Source organism: Streptomyces plumbidurans, from assembly GCF_019857225.1.
Taxonomy (GTDB): Bacteria; Actinomycetota; Actinomycetes; order Streptomycetales; family Streptomycetaceae; genus Streptomyces; species Streptomyces plumbidurans.
Window position 1 is genome coordinate 174,087 of record NZ_JAFJSY010000002.1, and the last position, 21,207, is coordinate 195,293.

Here is a 21,207-nt window from a genome sequence, read left to right on the forward strand (position 1 = left end):
CGGACTGACGGACTGAGGGGCGACGGAGGAGAAAGAGGGCGTACATGACCGACAGCGGGGATCTGGCCAGGATCGACCGGGCCGCGGCCGGCGTCGAGGGGGTACGCGAGGCGGTCACCGTCATCGATCGCAGACTGCGGGCGCACAACGGCCCGGACGAGGGCCCGGTCACGGCCCGTCCGCCGGGGACGCCGATCGCTGGAGGGCGTCCGGCGCTGGTGCGCGGCCCGGCACCGGCCGTCCCGCCCAAGGCCCCGCGGACTCTCGGTGAGGCCCTGCTGCAGGCCGCGTCGCTGGCGCCCGGCCGAGGACTCACCTATGTGCTCCCCGACGGCGGCACCGACCGGCAGACCTTCCCGGAACTGGTGGACGAGGCGCTGCGAGCGCTCACGGGACTGCGGGCGCTGGGGCTCGCGCCGGGCGACTCGGTGCTGATGCAGTGCGGGGACAGCCGGACGTTCGTCACCGGGTTCTGGGCGTGCGTCCTGGGCGGCTTCGTCCCCACGCCGGTCGGGGCCGCCCCCGACTACCGCACGGAGAACGCCGTCGTCCGCAAGCTGCGCGCCGCATGGGAGATGCTGGACCACCCGGTGGTGCTGACCGACACCGAACTCCACGACCGGGTGGCCGGTCTGGCCCCGCTGTGGGAGGCGGAAGGGCGGCTGCGCGTCGTCTCTCTGTCCGAGTCGGCCTCGGCGGGGGAGCCGGCCGAGCCGTTCGCCGCGACACCGGACCACCCCGTGGTCAACCTGCTGACCTCGGGCAGCACGGGGACACCGAAGTGCGTGCGGCACGTCCACCGCACGATCGTCGCCCGCACCCACGCCGCCATCTCCGCCAACGGCTTCACGGAGGACGACGTCTCGCTGAACTGGATGCCGCTGGACCATGTCGGCGGAATGGTGATGTGCAACGTGCGCGACGTGTTCCTGCGCTGCGAACACGTCAACGCCCGTACCGAGAGCATGATCCGGCGTCCGCTGAACTGGCTGGACTGGATCCAACGCTTCCGCGCCACCACCACGTGGGCGCCGAACTTCGCCTTCGCGCTCGTTCTGAAGCACCGCGAGGAGATCGCGGCCGGGCGGTGGGACCTCTCCAGCATGCGCAACATCTGCAACGCGGGCGAGGCGGTCGTGGCCCGGACGGCGTTCGCCTTCTTGGAGGCGCTCGCCCCGCACGGCCTGCCGGCCGACGCCATGGTGCCGTGCTGGGGCATGTCCGAGACCTCCTCCGGGGTCACCTACGGGCGGCTCGACATCCGTGACCGGTCGGTGGGCACTGTCACCCTCGACTCCGGGTCGCTCGACGGACAGCTGGTCCGGACCGTGCCCGACACACCGGGTGCGGTGACGCTGACCGAGGTCGGCAGGCCGGTGCCGGGAGTGGCGCTGCGGATCACGAACGACGAGGGACGCGTGCTGCCGGAGGGGCGGGTGGGCCGCCTGCACGTCACCGGCACCACCGTCATGGAGGGTTATCTGCGCAACGAGGCCGCCGACGCCGCGAGCTTCACCGACGACGGCTGGTTCGACACCGGTGACCTCGGCTTCGTGCGCGACGGGCGGCTGACGCTGACCGGGCGCCGGCAGAGCATGGTCATCGTCAACGGCGCCAACTACCCCTCGCACGAGATCGAGGCGGTGATCGAGCAGGCCGAAGGGGTACGGCCCGCGTGCGCGGCCGTGTGCGGGCTGCCGGACGAGGACACGGGCACGGAGGCCGTGTACGCCTTCTTCGTCCCCACCCCGGCCGCCTCGGCGGACCTGGACCGCACGGTCCTCGGCATCCGCACGGCCCTGACCCGCACACTCGCGCTGCGTCCCAAGGCGATCGTGCCGGTGAGCGAGGAGGAGTTCCCCCGGGCCGCGGGCGGCAAGATCCAGCGTAAGCACCTGGTGGACGCGCTGCGGCAGGGACGCTTCGACCACCGCATGTACGGCGGGGAACCGGGTGGGGCCGAGCAGGGCGGCAGCCGCATGCTGGAGTCCACCTGGTCGCCGGTGGACGTCCTCGACACGGGGCCCGGGGACCGGCCGACCGTCGTCTACGCGTCCGACACGGCCGACTGGGCATGGCGGGTGCCCGGCGTCACGGGAGTCGTCACGCCCGGTGAGCGGTTCCGGGTCGAAGAGGACGGTCACGTCGTGGCGGACCTGGCCGACCCGGAGCAGCAGGATCGCGCGCTCGCCCACCTGCTCGCCGTCTCGGGGCCGCCCGAGCGGGTCGTGTACGCGGTGGAGAGCGGCGTCACGGACGACGCACCCGAGGCCCCCGAGCGTTTCCTGGTCACCCTGGCCGCCCTCGCCCGTGCGGTGCCCGGCGCCGACCTCGTCGTTCTGACCCGGAGTGCGCTGCACGTGCGCGAGGGGGACGAGGTGGTCCCGGGGCGGGCGGCGCTGACGGGGATGGTCCGCACCGCCGCCACCGAGGGCGTGTGCGCGTCGGTCCGGCTGGTCGACGCGCCCCTCGACGCCGACGGCAAGGCCCTGGCGCAGCTGGCCGACACCGGCTACGGCGCCGATGTGGTCGGTGTGCGCGAGGGCGCCGGATACGCGTACGGACTGCGGGTGGTGGAACCGGCGGGGGACATGGACGTCCCCGGAGAGTTCCTGCGGCCGGGAGGCACCGCTCTGGTCACCGGCGGACTGGGCGGCCTCGGACGGGCGGTCTGCGAACACCTCCTGGTCGCCGTCGGCGCACGACTGGTCGTCGTCGGGCGCACCCCTGAGGCCGAGCTGGACCGGACCGGAGCCGGCGAGGTCCTGGCCGCGCTGCGCGACCTGGGACACGTCCGCTACGCGTCCGCCGACGTGGCCGACGCCGACGAGCTGGCCGCCGCGGTCGCCGCCGCGGAACGCGACTGGGGGCAGCGGCTCGACCTGGTCGTGCACCTCGCCGGGAGCCCGATCGCACCGCAGTGGGACGACCTGGCGGCCCATCACCTGACGCGGGAGTCGGTGACCTGGCTGCGCCATATGCTGCGCCCCAAGGCCCGCGGCTGCGCGGCCATCGAGGAACTGCTGGAGGACCGCCCGGACACCGCTGTGGTGTTGTTCTCGTCCGTCAACGGCTTCCTCGGCGGCAGCGGTTTCGGCGCCTACGCCGCCGCGAACGCCGCCGTCGACGGCTATGCGCGGCGATGGGCCGCAGGCGGGCGGAGGGTGCGCTGTCTGGCGTGGAGCATGTGGGCGGGGCCGGGCATGAACGAGGGCAACCCGCTGACGGAGGCGGCCCGGCGACGCGGCCTCGGCCTCATCGACCCCGCCGAGGGCGTGTCGTCACTGCTCCGCGCGCTGCACCACCGCGGTCCCCACCTGCTGATCGGTGCCGACCCCGCGAACGCGCACATGCGGCCCCATCTTGCGTCCGACCAGTTCGCGGGGGGCAGCGTCGTTGTCGCCGTGGTGCCGGAGCCGGAGGCGGACGTCGACACGGTGCGCCGCGAGGTCGCCGTCGCACTGGCCCGTGAGGGGGTCTTCGCTCAGATCACGGTCGTGCCGAGGCTTCCGAGGGACGTGCTCGGCGCCGTCGACCCGGTGGCGGTCCTGGCCTCCCGGGAGACCGCGCACGTCGTCCACGCCGCTCCACAGGGGCCGGGGGAGGCCCTGGTGGCCGACGTGCTGGGAGAGCTCCTCGGCGCCGACCGGATCGGCCGGGACGTCTCCTTCTTCAGCCTCGGGTGCGACTCGATCAGGGCGGTGCAGGCGGCCGACCGACTGGGGGCGCGCTTCGGCCGCGACGTGCTGGTGGAACTCCTCTACGCCCACCCGACGGTGCGTGAGCTGGCCGACGCCCTCGGCCTGCCGGACGGTCCCTGAACCGGCGCCCGGCCCGCGCCGTCGTACGCGGGCCGGTCCCGGGCCAATCACCCGTCCGCCGTCCGCCGTCCGCCACCGCCAACCGCCGGCCGGCGCGAGGGCGTCGCGGTCGGTTCAGGACTCCGCGATCCGCAGCCGCCGCTCCCGCAGCCACTGGTAGTGCGGCAGGTGGTACCGGTAGTACGGGCCGAGCACCGGGTGGTCCTCGACCTCCGTCGCTCCGGCGCTGGGGCGACGCGTGACACCGGTGCTCGCGGCCACCTCGGTGTGCCAGCGCAGCGTCTTCTCCCAGCCGGGCAGCACCGAGGGGGACCAGGACAGCGCCTGAGGCCGGAACTCCAGTCCCACCGCCCGGCAGTACGCGCGGACGGTGGCTTCCGGGCGGTCCACGAAGTCGTCGGAGTCGACCACCACCGGTTCGCCGCCCGCCCCGCGCACCGCTTCGTGGATCTCCCGGACCCGGGCGAAGCCGATCTCGTCCCGGGTGAGCTGCGGGTTGAGTCGGTGATGCGACGCGATGGCCTCGCGCGGATGCCGCACGAGGAACGTGTGAGCGGCCTCCCGCAGGAAGTCGTCGGCGGCGAGCACCCCCGGGTAGTGGAAGTCGGTGGTGTCCTTCACGAACACCGGTGTGCGCTCGGCCAGGGACAGCAGCTCGTCCATCAGCGTCCGCTCGTCCGTGCAGGACACGCCTGCGACCTCGGCGGTGCCGAAGTCCTTCAGGTGTGAGAACGGCTCGTGGAGCACCGTGAAGTCGCCGCGCTCGTGCATCATGCGGGCGAAGGCCGTGGACCGGCAGCGCGGCGGGCTCCACAGCACCAGCAGCCGAGGTCCGGACTCAGAGGGCGGCATCGCGTTCTCCCGTCGTCCTGCTGTGCACCGCGTGCTGGACGGCCTGCGCTACTTCCGCGCGGTGCTCGGTGAGGAAGAAGTGGCCGCCGGGGCGTACACGCAGTTCGAACCCGGAGCAGGTCTCGTCCCCCCAGCCCCGCATGGCCTCGGGTGGGACCTCGGGGTCGCGGTCGCCGCACCAGGCCAGGATCGGGCAGTCCAGCGGCACCCCGGGTCGGTAGTGGTACCGCTCGATGAGCGAGAAGTCCGAGCGCATCATCGGCAGCAGCAGGTCCAGCAGTTCGTCGTGCGCGAGGATCTCCTCGTCGATGCAGCCGTAGTCCCGCAGGACGCCCATGAACTCCGGCCGGGGCAGGGAGCTCACCGGCTGCAGCGGCCGCCCGATCGGGGGCGCGGGCCGCCCGCTGACGAACAGGTGCCCGACCCTGTGTCCCCGCGCCCGCAGGCGCCGGGCGGTCTCGAACGCCAGGATGGCCCCCATGCTGTGCCCGAACAGCAGCGGCACGGTCGGCGCGGCCGCGATCAGCCCCGCGACCTCGTCGGTGACGGTGTCGAGCGACGTCGCCAGGGGTTCCGTCATGCGGGCGCCCCGCCCCGGCAACTGGACGGGCACCAGCTCGACGGAGCCGTTGACGTACTCGGCCCAGTCGGCGTAGTAGCTCGCCGAACCGCCGGCGAACGGGAAGCAGTACAGGCTGTGGCGCGCGGTGGAGGAACGAAACCTCCGGTCGAACCAGGAGCCGGCGCCGCTCACCGGCCGGCCTCCGCACGGTCCGTACGACACCCCGGGCGGGGCAACAGCCGCATCGGCATCCGCTTGTATCCCGCGACGAAGTTGGACGCCAGATGGGCGACCTCGCCCGCCGGCTCCACGGCCTCGACGAGGTCGAGCAGCTCGTCGAGGAGGATGCGCAGGGCCAGGGTCGCCAGGCCAGCGCCGATGCAGTAGTGCGGCCCGACACCGAAGGCGACATGACGGTTGGGGTGCCGGGTGACGTCGAAGCGGAACGGATCCGTGAAGACGCGCTCGTCGCGGTTGGCGGACCCCAGCCACACACTGACCGGCTCGCCCGCGCGTATCAGCCGTCCGTGCAACTCGACGTCGCGCACGGCGTAGCGCATGAAGTGGCTGGCCGGCGACGCCCAGCGCAACACCTCCTGCACGCACCGTTCGCGCAGTTCCGGATTGTCGCGGACCTTGGCGAACTGCTCCGGTTGCTCCCCCATCATCGACACCATCGTGCACACCGCATGCGGGGTGGTGACGTTCGCTCCGAGCAGGAGCGCGTAGCAGTTCAGCATCAACTGCCGTTCGCTGAGCGGGTCCTCGTCGAGGTCCATCGACCGCAGAATGCCGATCAGGTCGGTGCCCGGATCGGTGCGCGGGCGCCGGGTGACCTCCGTACGGAAGAAGTCGAACAGCTCGTGGTGCGCCTGGCGGACAGTGGCGGTCGGGGAGCCGGTGGAGTAGTCCGGGTCGTCGTAGGCGACCGTCATCGTGGTCAGCTCCGCCATGCGCGGCCAGTGTTCGCTCGGCAGCCCCATCAGCGTGCCGGTGAACGCCATCGGGAACATCAGCGCGGCCTGGGCGACGTCGAAGACCGACCCGTCTAGGGCCGGCTGCAGCAGCCGGCGCACCTGCGCCCGGATGGAGCCCTCCTGGCCGGCCACCGCACGCGGGGTGAGGGCGCGGTTCAGCGGCTCCCGCAGCTGCCGGTGCCGGGGCGGGTCGGTGTCCGGCATCATGTCGTCGGACGCGATGTCCGGCATGCTCAGGTCGATGATGCACAGCATGGTGCCGCGCCGGGAGGAGAACGTCGGGTGGTCCCGCAGCACCCGGTGCACGTCGTCGTACCGGGTCAGCACCCAGAACGGCTCGCGTCCGTCGCCCGGGTCGCAGCGGTGGGCGGGGCTGTTCTCCCGCAGGTGCGCCCACAGGGCGTGCGGGTCGCCCGACGCGTAGTACGCGGAGTCCAGCAGGTCGGCGTCGCGGAACGACACCGGAGCGAACGGCGGTGTGGACAGCAGCATCTCAGACTCCTCCCGCCCGCTCGGCGACCCGGGCGTCCACCACGTCGGCGAGCTCCGCGACGCCGGTGGCGCGGTAGAAATCCCCGACCGGCACCCGGACCCCCAGCTCATCGGTGATCGTGTCCAGCAACTCGATCGCCGACAGGGACGTCCCGCCGAGGACGAAGAAGTCGTCGTCCTGCCGGACGTCCCCGACCCGCAGCACGCGTTCGTACAGTTCGGCGATCCGCTCGCCGGTGGGGCGGGCGGACTGCTGCGCAGGGGTGCCCGCCTGTGCGGGACCGTGCATGTCGATCACCTTTTCCCAATCTCGATCACCTGCGTCGCGGCGGCGCGGATCGCCGCCGCGCTGACGCCCGACTCCTCCAGCGCCTCCCGGTGGCCGCGCACCACCGTGCCCACCGGCCCGTTCACGGCCACGCGGCGGTGCGGCACCGGGCAGTGCGCGCCGACGGCCTCGGCGACGGCGTCACCGAGTCCGCCCCGCGGTCGGTGCTCCTCCACCGTGACCAGCGCCCCGGTGGTCCGGGCCGCCGCGAGCACGGCCCGCGAGTCCAGCGGGCTGAGCGTGTGAATCTGGATCACCTGGCAGGACACACCGTCGTCGGCCAGGGCATCGGCGGCTTCCAGCGCCATGAGCACGGGCTGTGGCCCCATGGCGATCACCGTCACGTCGGTCCCGGGCCGCAGCCGGCCGGCGCGGCCGAGGTGGAACGGCGGCCGTCCGCCGTGCACCGAGGGGGTGGCCGAACGGCCCAGCCGCAGGTACGCGGGCCCGTCCACGGCGTGCAGGGCTCGCACGGCGGGCTCGATCTCGGCGGCGTCCGCCGGCACCACGACCGCCAGGTCCATCAGGGCGCGGGTTACGGCCAGATCCTCCAGTGCGTAGTGGCTGCTGCCGAAGTGCGCCGCGGAGAGGCCGCCGTGTGTGGCGACGATCCGGACCGGCAACCGGTGGCCCACGATGTCCGCCTTGAGCTGTTCGGCCGCGCGCAGGGTGGCGAAGGCGGCCATCGTGTGCGCGTACGGCCGGTAGCCGCGCGAGGCGAGACCCGCCGCGATGCCGAACATGTTGGCCTCGGCGATGCCGACGTTGACGTACCGGTCGGGAAACCGGGCGCCGAAGGTGGACTCCAGCCCCCCGGTGTCCGAGTCGAGGCAGATCACCCGCTCGTCGACGGCGGCGAGGTCGAGCAGCGCGTCCCGGTAGACCCTGCGCGGGTCCGCCGGCTGCGGGTCCGCCGGCTCCGGGCCGGTCGCGGGGGCCGTCACGCCGGTGCCTTCGCGTCCAGCGCGGCGAGCGCGCGCCGTACCAGCGCGGGACGCAGGGTCGCGTAGTGGCTCGAGGCCTTCCCCTCCAGGAAGGGCACGCCACGGCCCTTGACCGTGCCGGCGACGACCGCCACCGGCCGTCCGGCCGGCTCGCCCAGTGCCTTCCCCAGGGAGCCGAGGTCGTGTCCGTCCACCGTGCGGGTCAGCCAGCCGAACGCGGTGAACTTGTCGGCCAGCGGTTCGAGCGAGACGCAGCCTTCCGTGGGACCGGTGATCTGCAGTTCGTTGCGGTCCACGACGGCGACCAGGTTGTCGAGCGCCCGGTGCCCGGCGTACATCGCCGCTTCCCAGACGCTGCCCTCCTGCAGTTCGCCGTCGCCCAGCAGCACGTAGACGTGGCCCGTGCCGCCGCCCAGCCGTTCGGCCAGGGCGAGACCGATGCCGAGACTCAGACCATGACCGAGGGAACCCGTGGCGAACTCGACGCCCGGCAGGCCCTGCGGGGGATGCCCGAACAGGCGGCTACCCGGCCGCGTGTAGCCGGCCAGCTCCTCCGCGTCGATCCGCCCGGCGGCTGCCAGGGCCGCGTACAGGGCGGGTGCCGCGTGCCCCTTGCTGAGCACGAAGGCGTCCCGCTCGGTCATCACGTCGAAGTAGAGCGAGGTCAGGATGTCCACGCAGGACAGGCTTCCGCCCACGTGTGCGCCGTGCGGGCCGCCGGCCATGCGCACGACCTCACGGCGCAGACCGTGCGCCACGGCGCGCAGATCCTCTCCCATGTCAGTCTCCCGCCGCGTCGTGCCGCCAGTCGCGGTCGGCGGGTTGCGCCCGGGCCATCCGACGCACCAGGCCGAGGTGCTCCCAGACCTTCTCGAACCCGTCGGCGTACGCCGCGAGGGCGGCGGCTGCGTTCGGGCCGAGGTGGCGCCGCTGCAGGCAGAGCGTGCCGTCCACGGTGGCGCAGCTGACGGGGTGAGCGGCCGCAACCTCCTCCAGTGAGGTCTCGCCGCGGAACGCCGGATGCGCGGGCAGCGGGGCCACCTGGTACTGCGACACGGGCACACCCTCCGCGCGCAGCGCGCGGTGCAGCGTCCGGCGCACGGCGGACGGCGGTACGCCGGCGAGGTCCAGCTCCCCGGGAACGATGCGCAGCCTGACGATGTGCCAGGCATGCGTGCGGTCGGCGGGCACATACGGCACGCGCAGTCCGGGCAGCCGGCCCAGACGGTCCAGGAACGTGCCGACGGCGTGCTCGCGGGCCTTGGCGTAGGCGGGCAGCCGTTCCAGCTGCGACCGGGTGAAGGCGGCCTGCACCGGGCCGAGCCGGGCGTTGACGCCCGGACGGTGGGCTATGTAGCTGCGGGTGCGCGCGGGTGGCCGCTCTCCGAAGTTCCGTATCGCCACCGCCGCTCGGTACAGCGACGCCGAGTCCGTCGTGACGAGCCCGCCTTCGCCACACGTCGGCAGGTTCTTGCTGGGGTGCAGACTGAAGCAGCCGAGCGCGCCCAGTGCTCCTGCCGCGGTGCCCCGCCAGGTCGCGCCGTGCGCCTGGGCCGCGTCCTCGATCACGGGCAGTCCGCGCCGGTCGGCCGCCTCCAGCAGCGCCTTCATGTCGGCCGGCAGGCCGTGCAGGTGCACAGGCAGTATGGCGGCGGTACGGGGACCGAGAGCGTCGCCGGCCCGCGCCGGGTCCATGGTGAACGTGTCCGGCTCGATGTCCGCGAACACCGGGACGCCACCGCACTGACGGACCGCCTGGGCGGTCGCGTTCATGGTGAGCGCGGGCACCACCACCTCGTCGCCCGGACCGATCCCGAGGGCGCTCAGCGCGATCTGCAGGGCCGCCGTGCCGGAGGAGACGGCGACGCAGTGGGCGGTCCCGACATGGTCCGCCCACGCCCGTTCCAGCGCGGGCACCTCGGTCTCGCCCGCCGCGGTGGAGGTGAGCCTGCCGCCGCGCAGCACGCGCAGCACGGCCTGTTCGTCCTCCGCCGTCACCACCGGCCACGGTCCCCCGTCCACGCCCGCCGGGACCGCGCGCGGTCCGCCCAGCATCGCCAGCGTGCTCATCGCGGACCTCCGGCGAGCCGCTCGAGGTGCGTCAGGCAGTGTTCCCAGGCCCCTACCAGGTTCCTGCCCAGCGTCAGCAGGCGACGCAGGTCCGGCTGCCGTTCCGCCGTCCCGTGGGCCGCCAACATCCGCAGTCCCGTCCATCCGTGGGCCACTCGGTCCACCCACCGACCGGCCTCGGCGAGCTCCGGCCGCTGGAGCGTGCGGGCCGCGCGGGTCAGGAACCCGGCGTGCAGGGCCGCCTCGGCCTGCGCGGGCCAGCCGAGCACGTAGACCTCGCGCAGCACCCCGGGCCCCTGCTCGGCGACCCGGTCCGGCAGCGCGCGCAGCAGTGTGTCGAGGCCCGAGGGCCCGTGCCCGGACGCGCGCAGCGCGGTCGTGTTGGCGTGGACCACCTCGCGCAGCCAGGGCCAGGTCAGCGGTGGCTGCGGACCGGTCGGGCGCACTTCCAGCCAGCGCCACGCCGGACTGCTGCCGGCGAAGAACGGATCGCTCACATCCTCGACGCTGATGCTGCCGCGCGCCTCCTCCAGCACTCCCCGGGGCAGGGGGCCGTGGAACGCCGGCGGCATGGGGTCGGTGACGTCGTAGGCGTCGCGCTCGGCGTCGTATCCGGTGACCACCAGCAGGTGGGCCGCGTGCACATCGTGGTAGGCGGGGCGGAAGGGCAGGTGGAAGTTGTTGACGGCGGCGATCACCGGCACGCCCCGGGCCAGCGATGCCACCAGCTCCCGGTGGGCGTCGGCCGGCCCTGCGGGGCGGCGCCAGCGCAGCCGCACCGGGTGGTGGAGACAGAGGAACTCCTCGAGCGCGTCGCCCGCGGGGTGGTAGTACTCCACCGGCTCGACCGGCCCGGCGGGTGCCCAGAACCGCCAGCCGGCGCCCAGTGCCCGCACCGGATCCCAGCCCGCCCGCTCCAGCACGTGGCCGATGTCGATCTGCAGGCAGCTGCACAGGTCGTCGTACCAGTCGACGGACCACTCGGCGCGTGCGGTGACCGGGGCCGTCACCGCACACACTCCAGCGACAGGGCGAAGACGTGCAGCGCGGGGTTGTCGGGAAGGCGCAGTCCGCACACCGGTTCCCGGCGGGTGACCGGGATCCGCACCGCCCACAGCCGGCCGCCGAGGTTCTCCTGGCGGTGGTGCGGATAGTGCAGCGCGTCGGACCGGGCGGCGAGCACCTCCCCGAAGTGCGCCCGTGCGGGCAGGAAGTCCGACACCCGGACCCATTCCGGATCGGCCGCGCCGGAGGCGTAGTGCACGAACGCCGTCTCCTCGCAGCGGCGTTCGGAGGTGGCGAGCAGGTGCAGCCAGTCGGCCGTCGTCCGCGGCAGTTCCAGGTACTGGCCGGCGCAGCGGACGTTGTCCGGCTCGGCGCCACCGCCGGGGACTCCCCGGAAGGGGATGCCGCCGACGGTGAGTCCGTCGTGGGGCAGCACCTCGGCGGGCAGGCTGTTACCCCAGACGTTCAGCATGCCGCGATGCAGAGTCTTGTCCGTGGTGAGTGCGATGTTGTTCCGATACGGCGTCAAGTCGACGGTCACCACGGAATGTGTGCGCTTGGCCTCGGTCGACGCGGATTCAGTCACGTTCCCACTCTCGTCGATTGAAGTGTGTGACGGTCCGATTGTGTTAGCGTCTTTGTAGAGTCTCTGTCGAGTTCTGACCCTAGTTGCAGACTCTTCAGGAGGCAACTTATGACTGTATGCCCTGAATGCCGGGGGGCGGTTTCCGTGCCCGACGACGTCATGGCCGCCGAAATCGTCGTGTGTGGGGAGTGCTCGAGCGAGCTGGAGGTGGTGGCGGTGACGCCGACAGTGCTCGCCCTGGCCCCGGAGGTCGAAGAGGATTGGGGAGAGTGAGCGACGGCGGAGAGCGCGCGGAGCGACCGTTCGCGCTCGTCGCGACCCGCGTCCGGGTCGAGGAGCGGATGCTGTTCGACGCCTTTCGCCGGCGGGGTGCCGCGTGCGAGCACGTCGACGACCGCTCCATCGTCTACCGGGTCGGCGGACCGCCGCCACCCTGGCGTGCGGTGCTCAACCGCGCGCTGTCCGCGATCCGCCGGCTGGAGGTGAGCCGGTGGTGTGCGGCGACGGACACCCCGGTGCTCAACTCGGCGGTGACGCTGGCCTGTTGCGACAACAAGATCGCCACATCACTGGCGTTGCACCGCGCGGGCGTGCCCACCCCGGACACCGTGGTCGCCCTGGACGCGGCGGGCGGCGGCCGGGCCGTCGCCGAGGTCGGCTACCCGGCGGTGGTCAAGTCGGTCAACGGCTCATGGGGCCGCGCGCTGGCACGGGTGGGGGACCCGGACGCGGCGGAGGCGGTCTTCGCGCTGCGCGCCGAAATGCCCTCGCCGGTACAGAAGCTCGGCTACACCCAGAAGTTCCTGCCCGGGCGCGACCTGCGCGTCCTGGTGGTCGGCGGGCGGGCGGTCGCTGCAGTCGTCCGTGAAGCGGACCACTGGGTGCGCAACACCGCCCGCGGCGCGCGGGCCACCGCCCACCCGCTCGGTCCGGAACTCGCCCGCCTGGCCGAGCGGTCCGCCGCCGCGGTCGGCGGCGGAGTCCTCGGCGTGGACCTGCTGGAGGACGCCGCGGGAGATCTGCGGGTACTGGAGGTCAACGGTGCCGTGGAGTTCCACGGCCTGGCCGACGCACACCCGGACCTGCCCGTCGCCGACCTGATCGTGGACCATCTCCTCGACGCGACCGCGGGAGCTGCCTCATGAAGGCAACCGTGCTCGGTGCCGCCGGGTACGTCGGCGGCGAACTGCTGCGGCTCGCCCTCGGACACCCCGGACTCGAAGTCGTGCAGGCGACCTCCCGCCGGCACGCGGGCCGCCCGGTCGGACTGGTCCACCCTCATCTCCGCCACCACGCCGGCCTCCTCTTCACAGAGCCGGACGTCCTGGAACCCGTAGACGTCCTGTTCTCCGCTCTGCCCCGCGGTGAACTGGCCCGCGTCCACGACCAAATCACCTCCGTGGCACGGACCGTGGTGGACCTCGGCCCGGACTTCCGCGACCCCGAGGGGCCGGGCGGCGCCGCATACGTCACAGGGCTGCCCGAGCTGTACCGCGGCGCCCTCGCCGGCGCCACCCGCATCAGCGTGCCGGGGTGCATGGCCACGGCCGCGGCGGTCGCGATCCGACCCCTGGTCGCGGCGGGCCTGACGCAGGACGACGTCGTCGTCGACGCCCGTACCGGCTCCAGCGGGGCGGGTGGCGAGCCGAGCCGGGCCACCCACCACCCGGAGCGGCAGCACGCCATGCGGATCTACAAGGCCACCGGGCACCGTCACGAACGGGAGATCGCCCGTCTGTGCGGAGTACGGGCGCGGATGACGGTGACCGCCGTGCCACTCGTCCGCGGGGTGCAGGTGGTCGCCCATCTGCGTCCACCGCGTCCGGTCTCACGGACCGAGGTGTGGTCGGCCTTCCGGGACGCCTACGCCGACGAGCCGTTCGTACGGCTGGTCGCGCACCGCAGCGGGCTGCACCGGCTGCCCGACCCGCAGTTCCTGTACGGCGGCAACTTCGTCGACCTCGGTTTCGACGTGGACGACGACGGGCGGCGCGTCGTCGTGGTGGCCGCGCTGGACAACCTGGTGAAGGGCGCGGCCGGCGGCGCGGTGCAGAGCCTGAACGTCGCACAGGGGCTCGAGGAACAAACCGGCCTGGACTTTCCCGGCCTGCATCCGGTGTGAGGGGGGTGACGATGAAGTCCGACGGCGCAGCGCGGGCGAACGGCCTGCTCGTGGTCAAGATCGGCGGCGGCGTACGGCCGGAGCCGGTCCTGGACGACGTGGCCGCCCAGGTGGAAACCGGCGTGCCGGTGGTGCTGGTGCACGGTGGGGGACCCGAGGCGGACAGGCTCTCCGCGGCGGTCGGTCTGCCGGTGCGGACGGTGCGGTCACCCGACGGCACGCGGGGCCGCCGGACCGATGCCGCCGCCATGGACGTCGTGACCATGGCGCTGCTCGGCCGGGTGAAACCGGCCCTCGTCGGGGGGCTGCTGGCGCGGGGCGTCCGGGCCGTCGGCCTGAGCGGAGCCGACGACGGCCTGGTCACGGCCGAGCGCAAGCAGGTGATCCGCTCGGTCGAGGACGGCCGGGTCCGGTTGATCCGCGACGACCTGTCGGGGCGGATCACGTCGGTGCGGCCCGAACTGCTGCGTACGCTCCTCGGCACCGGCCTGGTCCCGGTCGTGTCCCCGCCCGCCGCCGGTGGCGAGGGGCGGCTGCTGAACGTGGACTCCGACCAGGTCGCCGCGAGCCTCGCGGTCGCGCTGGGTGCGGTGGCTCTGGTGCTCCTGACGGATGTGCCGGGTGTCCTCGCCGATCCAAGAGACCCCACATCCGTGATCAGGGAGCTGGCACAGGAACCGCCGGGCGCCAGCGGACGGATGCGGCACAAGGTGCGGGCCGCTCTGCGGGCGCGGGCCCGGGTCCCGCACGTACACGTCGCCTCCGGCCTGGTCGACCGGCCCGTCACGGCGGCCCTGACGGGCGGCGGGACGGTCGTCACGGGCACGCTGCCCGGCGCCGCCGAGCCCGTCGGGACGGACGGGGGCCGGGCATGACGTTCTCCCCCGAATACCCCGCCTGGCTGCTGCGCGCGATGCTGTGCATCCCCTCGGTGTCGGGGCAGGAAGGCCGTCTGGCCGCCTTCCTCGCCGAGCAGATGGCGGCGCTCGGCATGGACGCGCACGTGGACGCCGCGGGCAACGCGCACGGCGTGGCCGGCCCGCCGGACGCGCCGGTGATCATGCTGCTCGGCCACATCGACACGGTGCCCGGCCGGGTTCCGGTGTGCCACGTGGGCGACCTGCTCTACGGCCGGGGCGCCGTGGACGCCAAGGGCCCCATGGCCGCCATGATCTGCGCGGCCGCCCGGGCGAGAGGAGTCCGGGTGCACGTGGTCGGCGCGGTCGGCGAAGAGGTCGCCGGGTCGCGGGGCGCACGCCACCTGATGTCGACCCTCGCCCCGCCCGCCGCCGTCCTGATCGGCGAGCCCAGCGGCTGGGACGGCGTCTGCCTCGGCTACAAGGGCCGGGTCGGCGTCGGGTACGAGACCAGCACGCCGCCGCTGCACACCAGCAGCCCCGTGCCGACGGCGGTCGAGGCGGCGGCCGAGTTCTCCCGGCGCGTGAAGGACTATCTGCGCGCGGTCTCCGAGTCAGCCGATCCCGTCTCGTTCGGCACGGCCACGGGCACGCTGGTGCGGCTCACGGGCGACCTCAGCAGGGCGGAGGCGTTCCTGACCTGCCGGGTGCCGCCGGGCTTCGACTTCGAGGCGTTCGAGCGGCACGTCACGCGGTCCGCGGGAGGCCGGGTCCGGTTCGACGAGCGGGTGCCCGCCGTCCGCCGCCCGCGCAGCGACGTGGTGGTCAGCGCACTGCGGGCGGCGATCCGGAGCAACGGCGGACAGCCCGCGCTGAAGCTCAAGTCCGGTACGTCGGACATGAACGTGGTGGAGGAGTGGGGCGTGCCGATGGCGGCGTACGGTCCCGGTGACGCGCACCTGGACCACACCAGTGACGAGCACATCGCGATCACCGACCTGATCCGGTCCGTCGACGTGCTCACGACGGCGCTGGGGCGGATCTCCGGACAGCTGCGCGGGCGGACCGGCCGGGGCGCCGCCGTCTGCGCCAACGTGGGATAGGGGGCCCGCATGCGACTTGACGGACAGGTGGCGATGATCACGGGCGCGGCGCGCTCGCTCGGACGCTCGCACGCGCTGACGTTCGCGCGGGAGGGCGCCGACCTGCTGCTGGTCGACCGCTGCCGGCAGGACGGCCCGTACCCGCTGGCGGAGCGCAGGGAGCTGGAGGAGACCGCGGCCGCGTGCCGGCGCACCGGCAGCAGGGTCGTGACGGCGGTCGCCGACGTGCGCGAACAGTCGGCCGTTCAGGCGGCGGTGGCGGCGGGCCTGGACGAGTTCGGGCGGATCGACGTGCTGGTGAACAACGCCGGCCTGCTCGCCCCCGGCGGTGTCCGCTCGCACGAGCTGAGCGAGGACGACTGGAACCTCGTCATCGACGTCAACCTCAACGGCACCTGGCGGTGCTGCCGCGCGGTGCTGCCGCACATGGTGGCGCAGCGCTCCGGGACGATCGTGAACACGGCGTCCACCGGGGGCAGGGTCGCGTTCGAGATGTACTCCAGCTACGTCGCCTCCAAGCACGCCGTGGTGGGGCTGACCAAGGCGCTGGCCCTGGAGTACGGCCGATACGGCATCCGCGTCAACGCGGTCTGCCCGAGCACGGTGGCCGCCGACGACGACCTCGGCAGCCGCAGCACGCGGGCGGTGGCCCAAACGATGGGCTCCTCCCTGGAGGACTACGAGCGCAGTTCGTCGTCGTACCACGCGATCGGGCGCCTCGTGACCGCACAGGAGGTCTCCGCCGCCTGCCTGTGGCTGGCCGGCCCGGAGTCCGGCGGCACCACGGGCACCGAACTGCTCGTCGACGGCGGCTTCACCGCACGCTGACCGGCCGCCGACCCCTGCTACCACCGCCCCCGCACGGAGAGGAGTGGAATGTCCGAGCAGCGCACCGGGCCGGTGTCCGACGACGCCCTGGAGCGGCGGCTGGCCGCACTGACCCCCGCACAACGCACCCTTCTGGAACGCGTCCTGGCGCGCGACGGCGCCGCCCCCGGTGTCCGGCGGCGGCCGGACACCGACGACGGCGTGCCGCTCTCCTTCGAGCAGGAGCGGCTGTGGTTCATGAACGAGCTGGTCTCCTACCGCGCGATCTTCCACGTACCGGTGGCGCTGCGGTTGCGCGGAGGACTCGACGTGCCGGCCCTGCGGCGTGCGCTCGCCCGTCTCGTGGCGCGGCACGAGACGCTGCGGACCGTGTTCCGCGACACGTCCGCCGGCCCCCGCCAGATGGTCCGCGACGCGGTCGAGGTGCCGCTGCCCGTCGAGGACTGCTCCGGGGCCGCCGATCCCGGACAGGAGGCCCGCACGCGGGCCTCTGCGTCCGTCGGCGCACCGTTCGACCTGCGGACCGGACCGCTGCTGCGGTGCGTGCTGTACCGGATCGCACCGGACGATCACCTGTTCCTGCTCACGCAGCACCACATCGTCTCCGACTACTGGTCCCTGGGCATCCTGCTCAACGACCTCGGCGCCCTCTACGCCGACGAGACCGGCCGGCCCACCGGACTGCCGCCGCAGGAGCTGCACTACCCGGACTTCGCCCACTGGCAGCGCACCACCCTGGACCCCGCGACCATCGACCGGCACCTCGGGTACTGGCGGGACCGGCTCGCCGACGCCCCGGAACTGCTGGAACTGCCCACCGACCGCCCCCGGCCCGCGATCCGCTCCAGCCAGGGGGCCTTCCACCACATCCAGTTCCCGGGTGACCTCGTCGCCCGGCTGCGCGACCTGGCCAAGGAGGAGTTCACGACGCTGAACGTGGTCGTCCTGGCGGCGTACTTCGCGCTGCTGTCGCGGCTGGCCAGACAGGACGTGATCGTGGTCGGCGTTCCCGTCGCCGGGCGCTCCCGGCCCGAACTGCAGCGCATGGTGGGCTACTTCCTCAACTGGCTGGCCATCCGGGTCGACGTGGGCGACCGTCCGTCGCTGAGGATGCTGGTGCGGCGCACGGCCGAGGCGCTCACCGAGGCGATGGCCCACCAGGACGTACCGTTCGACATGCTGGTGAGCGAGCTGCAGCCGGCCCGTCGGCCCGGGGTGACGCCGGTCTTCCAGACGTCGTTCAGCCTGCGCGACGGTGCGCCGACCCCACCGGGCCTGCCGGGGGTCGACGTCGCCTTCGCCGACCTGGACGGCGGTGCGACGCACTTCGACCTCATGGCCGAGCTGTGGTGCGAGGACGACCGCGTCGTCGGCTACCTCCCTTACGACGACGAACTGTTCGACGCGTCGACGGTGGCTTCGTACGCCGAGTGGCTGACGCGGCTGGCGGAGGCCGCGGCGTTCGAGCCGGACCGTCCAGTCGCCACCGTGTCCCTGCTCACCGAGGCGGAGCAGGCGGAGCTGATCGGACCCGGCCCCCTCCCGCCGGAGGGAACCGGGCAGACGCTGCACGCCCGCTTCGCCGAACAGGTGCGGCGCCGGCCCCAGGCGCCCGCGGTCTCGGACGACACCACCGACCTGACCTACCGGGAGCTGAACGAGCGGGCCGGCCGGATCGCACATGTCCTGCGGCGGCGCGGCGTCGGCCCCGGCACGGTCGTCGGAGTGGTCCTCGGCCGGACGGTGGACCTGCCGGCCGCGGTCCTGGGAGTCCTCAAGACGGGCGCCGCCTATCTGCCCGTCGACCCCGACAGCCCCGTCGAGCGCACCGCCGCGCAACTCGCGGACTGCGCCGTGACGACCGTGCTGGTCACCGGGGACCTGCTGGACCGGCTCCCGGCGGATCTGCCGGAACCCGTGGTGCTGGACACCGCAGCGCCCGAGTTCGCGGACGCACCCGCCAGGCCGGCCGACGCCGATGTGCCCGCGGCCTCGCCGGCGTACATCATCCACACCTCCGGATCGACCGGCGCCCCCAAGGGCGTCGTCGTCTCGCACGCCAACGCGCTGCGGCTGTTCACCGCGGCGTGGCGGCTGTTCGACCTGGGCGAGGACGACGTATGGACGCTCTTCCACTCCTGCTCCTTCGACTTCTCGGTGTGGGAGCTGTGGGGGGCGCTGGCGCACGGCGGCCGTCTGGTCGTGGTGCCGCAGTGGGTCACCAGGGCACCGGACGCCTTCGCCGAGCTGCTTCAGCGGGAGAACGTCACCGTGCTCAGCCAGACTCCGTCCGCGTTCGGGCAGTTGTCCCGGGTCCTGCTGGACGCGCCACGGCCGCTCGCGCTGCGGTATGTGGTGTTCGGGGGCGAGGCACTGGACCTGCCGTCCCTGCGCGACTGGACGGATGTGTACGGCGACGAGGCGCCCCGGCTGGTCAACATGTACGGGATCACCGAGACGACGGTGCACGTCACCTTCCGGCGGATCACCCGGGCGGACACCGCGAGCACCAGCACCCGCTCCCTGATCGGCCGTCCGCTCCCGGATCTCACGATGTACCTGCTGGACGACGAACTGCGGCCGGTGCCCCCCGGAATCCCCGGAGAGATCTTCGTCGGCGGCGCGGGTGTCGCCCTGGGCTACCACGGCGCGGCGGCCCTGACCGCGCAGCGGATGCTGCCCGACCCCTACAGTCCGCAGCCCGGCGCCCGGATGTACCGGAGCGGAGACCTGGCCGTGCGGCTCAAAGACGGAGAGCTGGCGTATCTCGGCCGGCTCGACCACCAGTACAAGATCCGTGGTCACCGGGTCGAGACCGGAGAGGTGCAGGCCGCACTCGGCCGGCTCGACGAGGTCGCGGAGAGCGCGGTGCTGGTCGTCGACGACCGCGTCCGCGGGAAGACTCTCGTCGCCTACGTGGTGCCCGAGCCCAGCAGGGACGTCACCCCGACCCGGATCCGCCGTGCGCTGCTGCGCACCCTGCCGGACTGGCTCGCCCCGTCCTCGGTGGTGCTCCTGGACTCGCTGCCGCTGACCCGCAACGGCAAGCTGGACCGGCAGGCGCTCGCGGCCCGGCGGCGCGACGCCGGCCGGGAGCGCACCCGGGCCGCCGCGCCGCAAGGCCCCACGGCGGTCGCTCTGGCCGCGATCTGGGCGGAGCTGCTCGGTGTCGACCACGTCGGCGCGCAGGACGACTTCTTCGAACTGGGCGGCCATTCGCTGATGGTCGTGCACCTGGTGTCGACGATCCGGGCCCGGCTCGGTGTCGAGGTCCCGCTGGACACCCTCTTCCGGCGTCCCGAACTCCAGGCGATGGCAGACGAGGTGGACCGTCTCACGGCCGGATCCGGGCCTGCGGCCCCGGACGGCGGCGGTGCGGCAGTGCAGTCCGCAGTGCCGGCCGCGCCCGGGCCCGTCGGTGGCGGATTGCTGTCCTCGTCGGCCGATCTGCGGGCGGTGCGGGCCGAGATCGACTCCCGGCTGGCGGCCGTGCGGCCACCGGCCGGCGCCGTGGGACTCCCCGCGGGGGAGCCCGGCACGGTCCTGCTCACGGGGGCGACCGGGTTCGTCGGCGCCTTCGTCCTCGCCGAACTCGCCGAGAGCGGCGCGCACGTGGTCTGCCTGCTGCGTGGCGGGGCTGATCGCCGGGACGGACTCCTGGCACGGCTGCGGGAACTGGGACTGTGGCGGGACCGGTACGCGTCGCGCATCGAGGTCGTGGGCGGTGACATCGGCCGACCACTGCTCGGCCTCGCCCCGGACGCGTACCGGGACCTGTGCGACCGGGTGGGACGTGTCGTGCACGCCGCCGCCTGGGTCAACCACATCTATCCGTACGACCGGCTGGCCGAGGTGAACGCGCACAGTACCGCCGCTCTGCTGGCCTTCGCCGCAACCACACGGCGCAAGAGCCTCACGCTGGTCTCCACCAGCGCCGTGTTCGAGGCCGCCGACCAGCCCGAGGGCAGCGAGATCGGGGCGGTTCCGGTGCGTTGTCTGCCGGGGGAGAGCAGCGGCTACGTGCGCTCGAAAGCGGTCGCCGAACTGTACGCGGAGCACGCGGGTGACTTCGGGGTCCCGGCCGTCGTGGTGCGCATTCCCAGTGTCTTCGGTGACCGGCGCCTGTTCCAGATCAACACCTCCGACGCGATATGGAACTGGACCAGGGCCATGCTGGTCACCGGCCGCTACCCACGCAGCTTCGACGATCCGGGCAACGAGCTCTTCCAGGCGCTGCCCGCGGACATCGCCGCGCGCGCGATCGCCGTCGCCGGCCGGGGCACGGACGAGCCCGGCTGCCGGATCGTCAACGCCGTCCCCCGAACGGTCGGCGGCACCCGGCTGCTGCTCGACGGGCTGCGTGCCGTCGGACACGACCCGCAGCCCATGCCCGACCGGGAGTGGTACAGCCTGGTCGGCCGACTCGACGCCCGTGAGATCTGGGTCGCGGGCATCGCCGCCCACCTCGCACGACGTCCCGACACCGGAGCGCCCCGGCGGCGACTCCACCGCTTCTCACCGGCTCCGGACCCGGACGTCGCGCGCCTCGTCGACGCCCACGCCATCCGGTCGCCGGCCGACATGGCCGGCTACATCGGATCGCTGACCGGGTCCGGTGGTTCCACGGCGGAGCACCTCGCCCGCTGACGCACGTGTACAG

The 21,207-nt window shown here is 73.3% G+C and carries 17 protein-coding genes; 8 read left to right on the top strand and 9 right to left on the bottom strand.

Annotation, left to right across the window (positions count from 1 at the left end):
* Positions 1-44 precede the first annotated feature (44 nt).
* Positions 45-3,821 carry an SDR family NAD(P)-dependent oxidoreductase gene (locus JYK17_RS02240; protein WP_128801714.1) on the top strand — a complete coding sequence of 1,259 codons (3,777 nt, stop codon included), beginning with the start codon at positions 45-47 and terminating at the stop codon, positions 3,819-3,821.
* 114 nt (positions 3,822-3,935) lie between these two features.
* Here JYK17_RS02240 and JYK17_RS02245 read toward each other — a convergent pair whose 3' ends face one another.
* The 9 genes from JYK17_RS02245 to JYK17_RS02285 are packed head-to-tail and all read right to left on the bottom strand — an operon-like array spanning position 3,936 to position 11,637.
* Positions 3,936-4,673 (bottom strand): sulfotransferase-like domain-containing protein, encoded by a 738-nt coding sequence (locus tag JYK17_RS02245; RefSeq protein WP_108007170.1) that lies wholly within the window; start codon positions 4,671-4,673, stop codon positions 3,936-3,938.
* Positions 4,660-5,427 carry a thioesterase II family protein gene (locus tag JYK17_RS02250; protein WP_108007168.1) on the bottom strand — a complete coding sequence of 256 codons (768 nt, stop codon included), beginning with the start codon at positions 5,425-5,427 and terminating at the stop codon, positions 4,660-4,662. Before JYK17_RS02250 ends, JYK17_RS02245 begins: the two co-directional genes overlap by 14 nt.
* Positions 5,424-6,704: a cytochrome P450 gene (locus JYK17_RS02255; protein ID WP_108007166.1), complete on the bottom strand. Its 1,281-nt coding sequence runs from the start codon at positions 6,702-6,704 to the stop codon at positions 5,424-5,426. Before JYK17_RS02255 ends, JYK17_RS02250 begins: the two co-directional genes overlap by 4 nt.
* Position 6,705: 1 nt before the next feature.
* Positions 6,706-6,993, bottom strand: a complete 288-nt coding sequence (locus JYK17_RS02260; RefSeq protein WP_128801711.1) for an acyl carrier protein — start codon at positions 6,991-6,993, stop codon at positions 6,706-6,708.
* 5 nt (positions 6,994-6,998) lie between these two features.
* Positions 6,999-7,976, bottom strand: coding sequence for a transketolase family protein (locus JYK17_RS40950; protein WP_108007162.1), 978 nt, complete (start codon positions 7,974-7,976; stop codon positions 6,999-7,001).
* Complete coding sequence (locus JYK17_RS02270) at positions 7,973-8,755, bottom strand: transketolase (RefSeq protein WP_108007160.1); 783 nt, start codon at positions 8,753-8,755, stop codon at positions 7,973-7,975. The genes JYK17_RS40950 and JYK17_RS02270 overlap by 4 nt, the downstream gene beginning before the upstream one ends.
* Position 8,756: 1 nt before the next feature.
* Entirely contained in the window at positions 8,757-10,046 is a 1,290-nt protein-coding gene (locus JYK17_RS02275; RefSeq protein WP_108007158.1) for a DegT/DnrJ/EryC1/StrS family aminotransferase, read from the bottom strand.
* Entirely contained in the window at positions 10,043-11,056 is a 1,014-nt protein-coding gene (locus JYK17_RS02280; protein ID WP_108007156.1) for a BtrH N-terminal domain-containing protein, read from the bottom strand. The genes JYK17_RS02275 and JYK17_RS02280 overlap by 4 nt, the downstream gene beginning before the upstream one ends.
* Positions 11,053-11,637 carry a beta-sandwich domain-containing protein gene (locus JYK17_RS02285; protein ID WP_108007154.1) on the bottom strand — a complete coding sequence of 195 codons (585 nt, stop codon included), beginning with the start codon at positions 11,635-11,637 and terminating at the stop codon, positions 11,053-11,055. Before JYK17_RS02285 ends, JYK17_RS02280 begins: the two co-directional genes overlap by 4 nt.
* 108 nt (positions 11,638-11,745) lie before the next feature.
* Here JYK17_RS02285 and JYK17_RS02290 point away from each other — a divergent pair, with 108 nt between their 5' ends.
* From JYK17_RS02290 to JYK17_RS02320, 7 genes are read left to right on the top strand one after another with little or no spacing between them, the layout of a single operon-like run.
* Positions 11,746-11,910, top strand: coding sequence for a lysine biosynthesis protein LysW (locus JYK17_RS02290; RefSeq protein ID WP_108007151.1), 165 nt, complete (start codon positions 11,746-11,748; stop codon positions 11,908-11,910).
* On the top strand, positions 11,907-12,782 hold the full coding sequence (locus JYK17_RS02295) for a RimK family alpha-L-glutamate ligase (RefSeq protein ID WP_206660145.1): 876 nt from the start codon (positions 11,907-11,909) through the stop codon (positions 12,780-12,782). The genes JYK17_RS02290 and JYK17_RS02295 overlap by 4 nt, the downstream gene beginning before the upstream one ends.
* Positions 12,779-13,759, top strand: a complete 981-nt coding sequence (gene argC, locus JYK17_RS02300; RefSeq protein ID WP_108007149.1) for an N-acetyl-gamma-glutamyl-phosphate reductase — start codon at positions 12,779-12,781, stop codon at positions 13,757-13,759. Before JYK17_RS02295 ends, argC begins: the two co-directional genes overlap by 4 nt.
* An 11-nt stretch (positions 13,760-13,770) precedes the next feature.
* Positions 13,771-14,634 (top strand): [LysW]-aminoadipate kinase, encoded by an 864-nt coding sequence (locus JYK17_RS02305; RefSeq protein WP_108007147.1) that lies wholly within the window; start codon positions 13,771-13,773, stop codon positions 14,632-14,634.
* Positions 14,631-15,719: a M20/M25/M40 family metallo-hydrolase gene (locus JYK17_RS02310; RefSeq protein ID WP_108007145.1), complete on the top strand. Its 1,089-nt coding sequence runs from the start codon at positions 14,631-14,633 to the stop codon at positions 15,717-15,719. The genes JYK17_RS02305 and JYK17_RS02310 overlap by 4 nt, the downstream gene beginning before the upstream one ends.
* A 9-nt stretch (positions 15,720-15,728) precedes the next feature.
* Positions 15,729-16,547, top strand: a complete 819-nt coding sequence (locus tag JYK17_RS02315) for an SDR family oxidoreductase (protein WP_108007143.1) — start codon at positions 15,729-15,731, stop codon at positions 16,545-16,547.
* 48 nt (positions 16,548-16,595) lie between these two features.
* On the top strand, positions 16,596-21,194 hold the full coding sequence (locus JYK17_RS02320) for a non-ribosomal peptide synthetase (RefSeq protein ID WP_222809644.1): 4,599 nt from the start codon (positions 16,596-16,598) through the stop codon (positions 21,192-21,194).
* Positions 21,195-21,207: the final 13 nt, after the last annotated feature.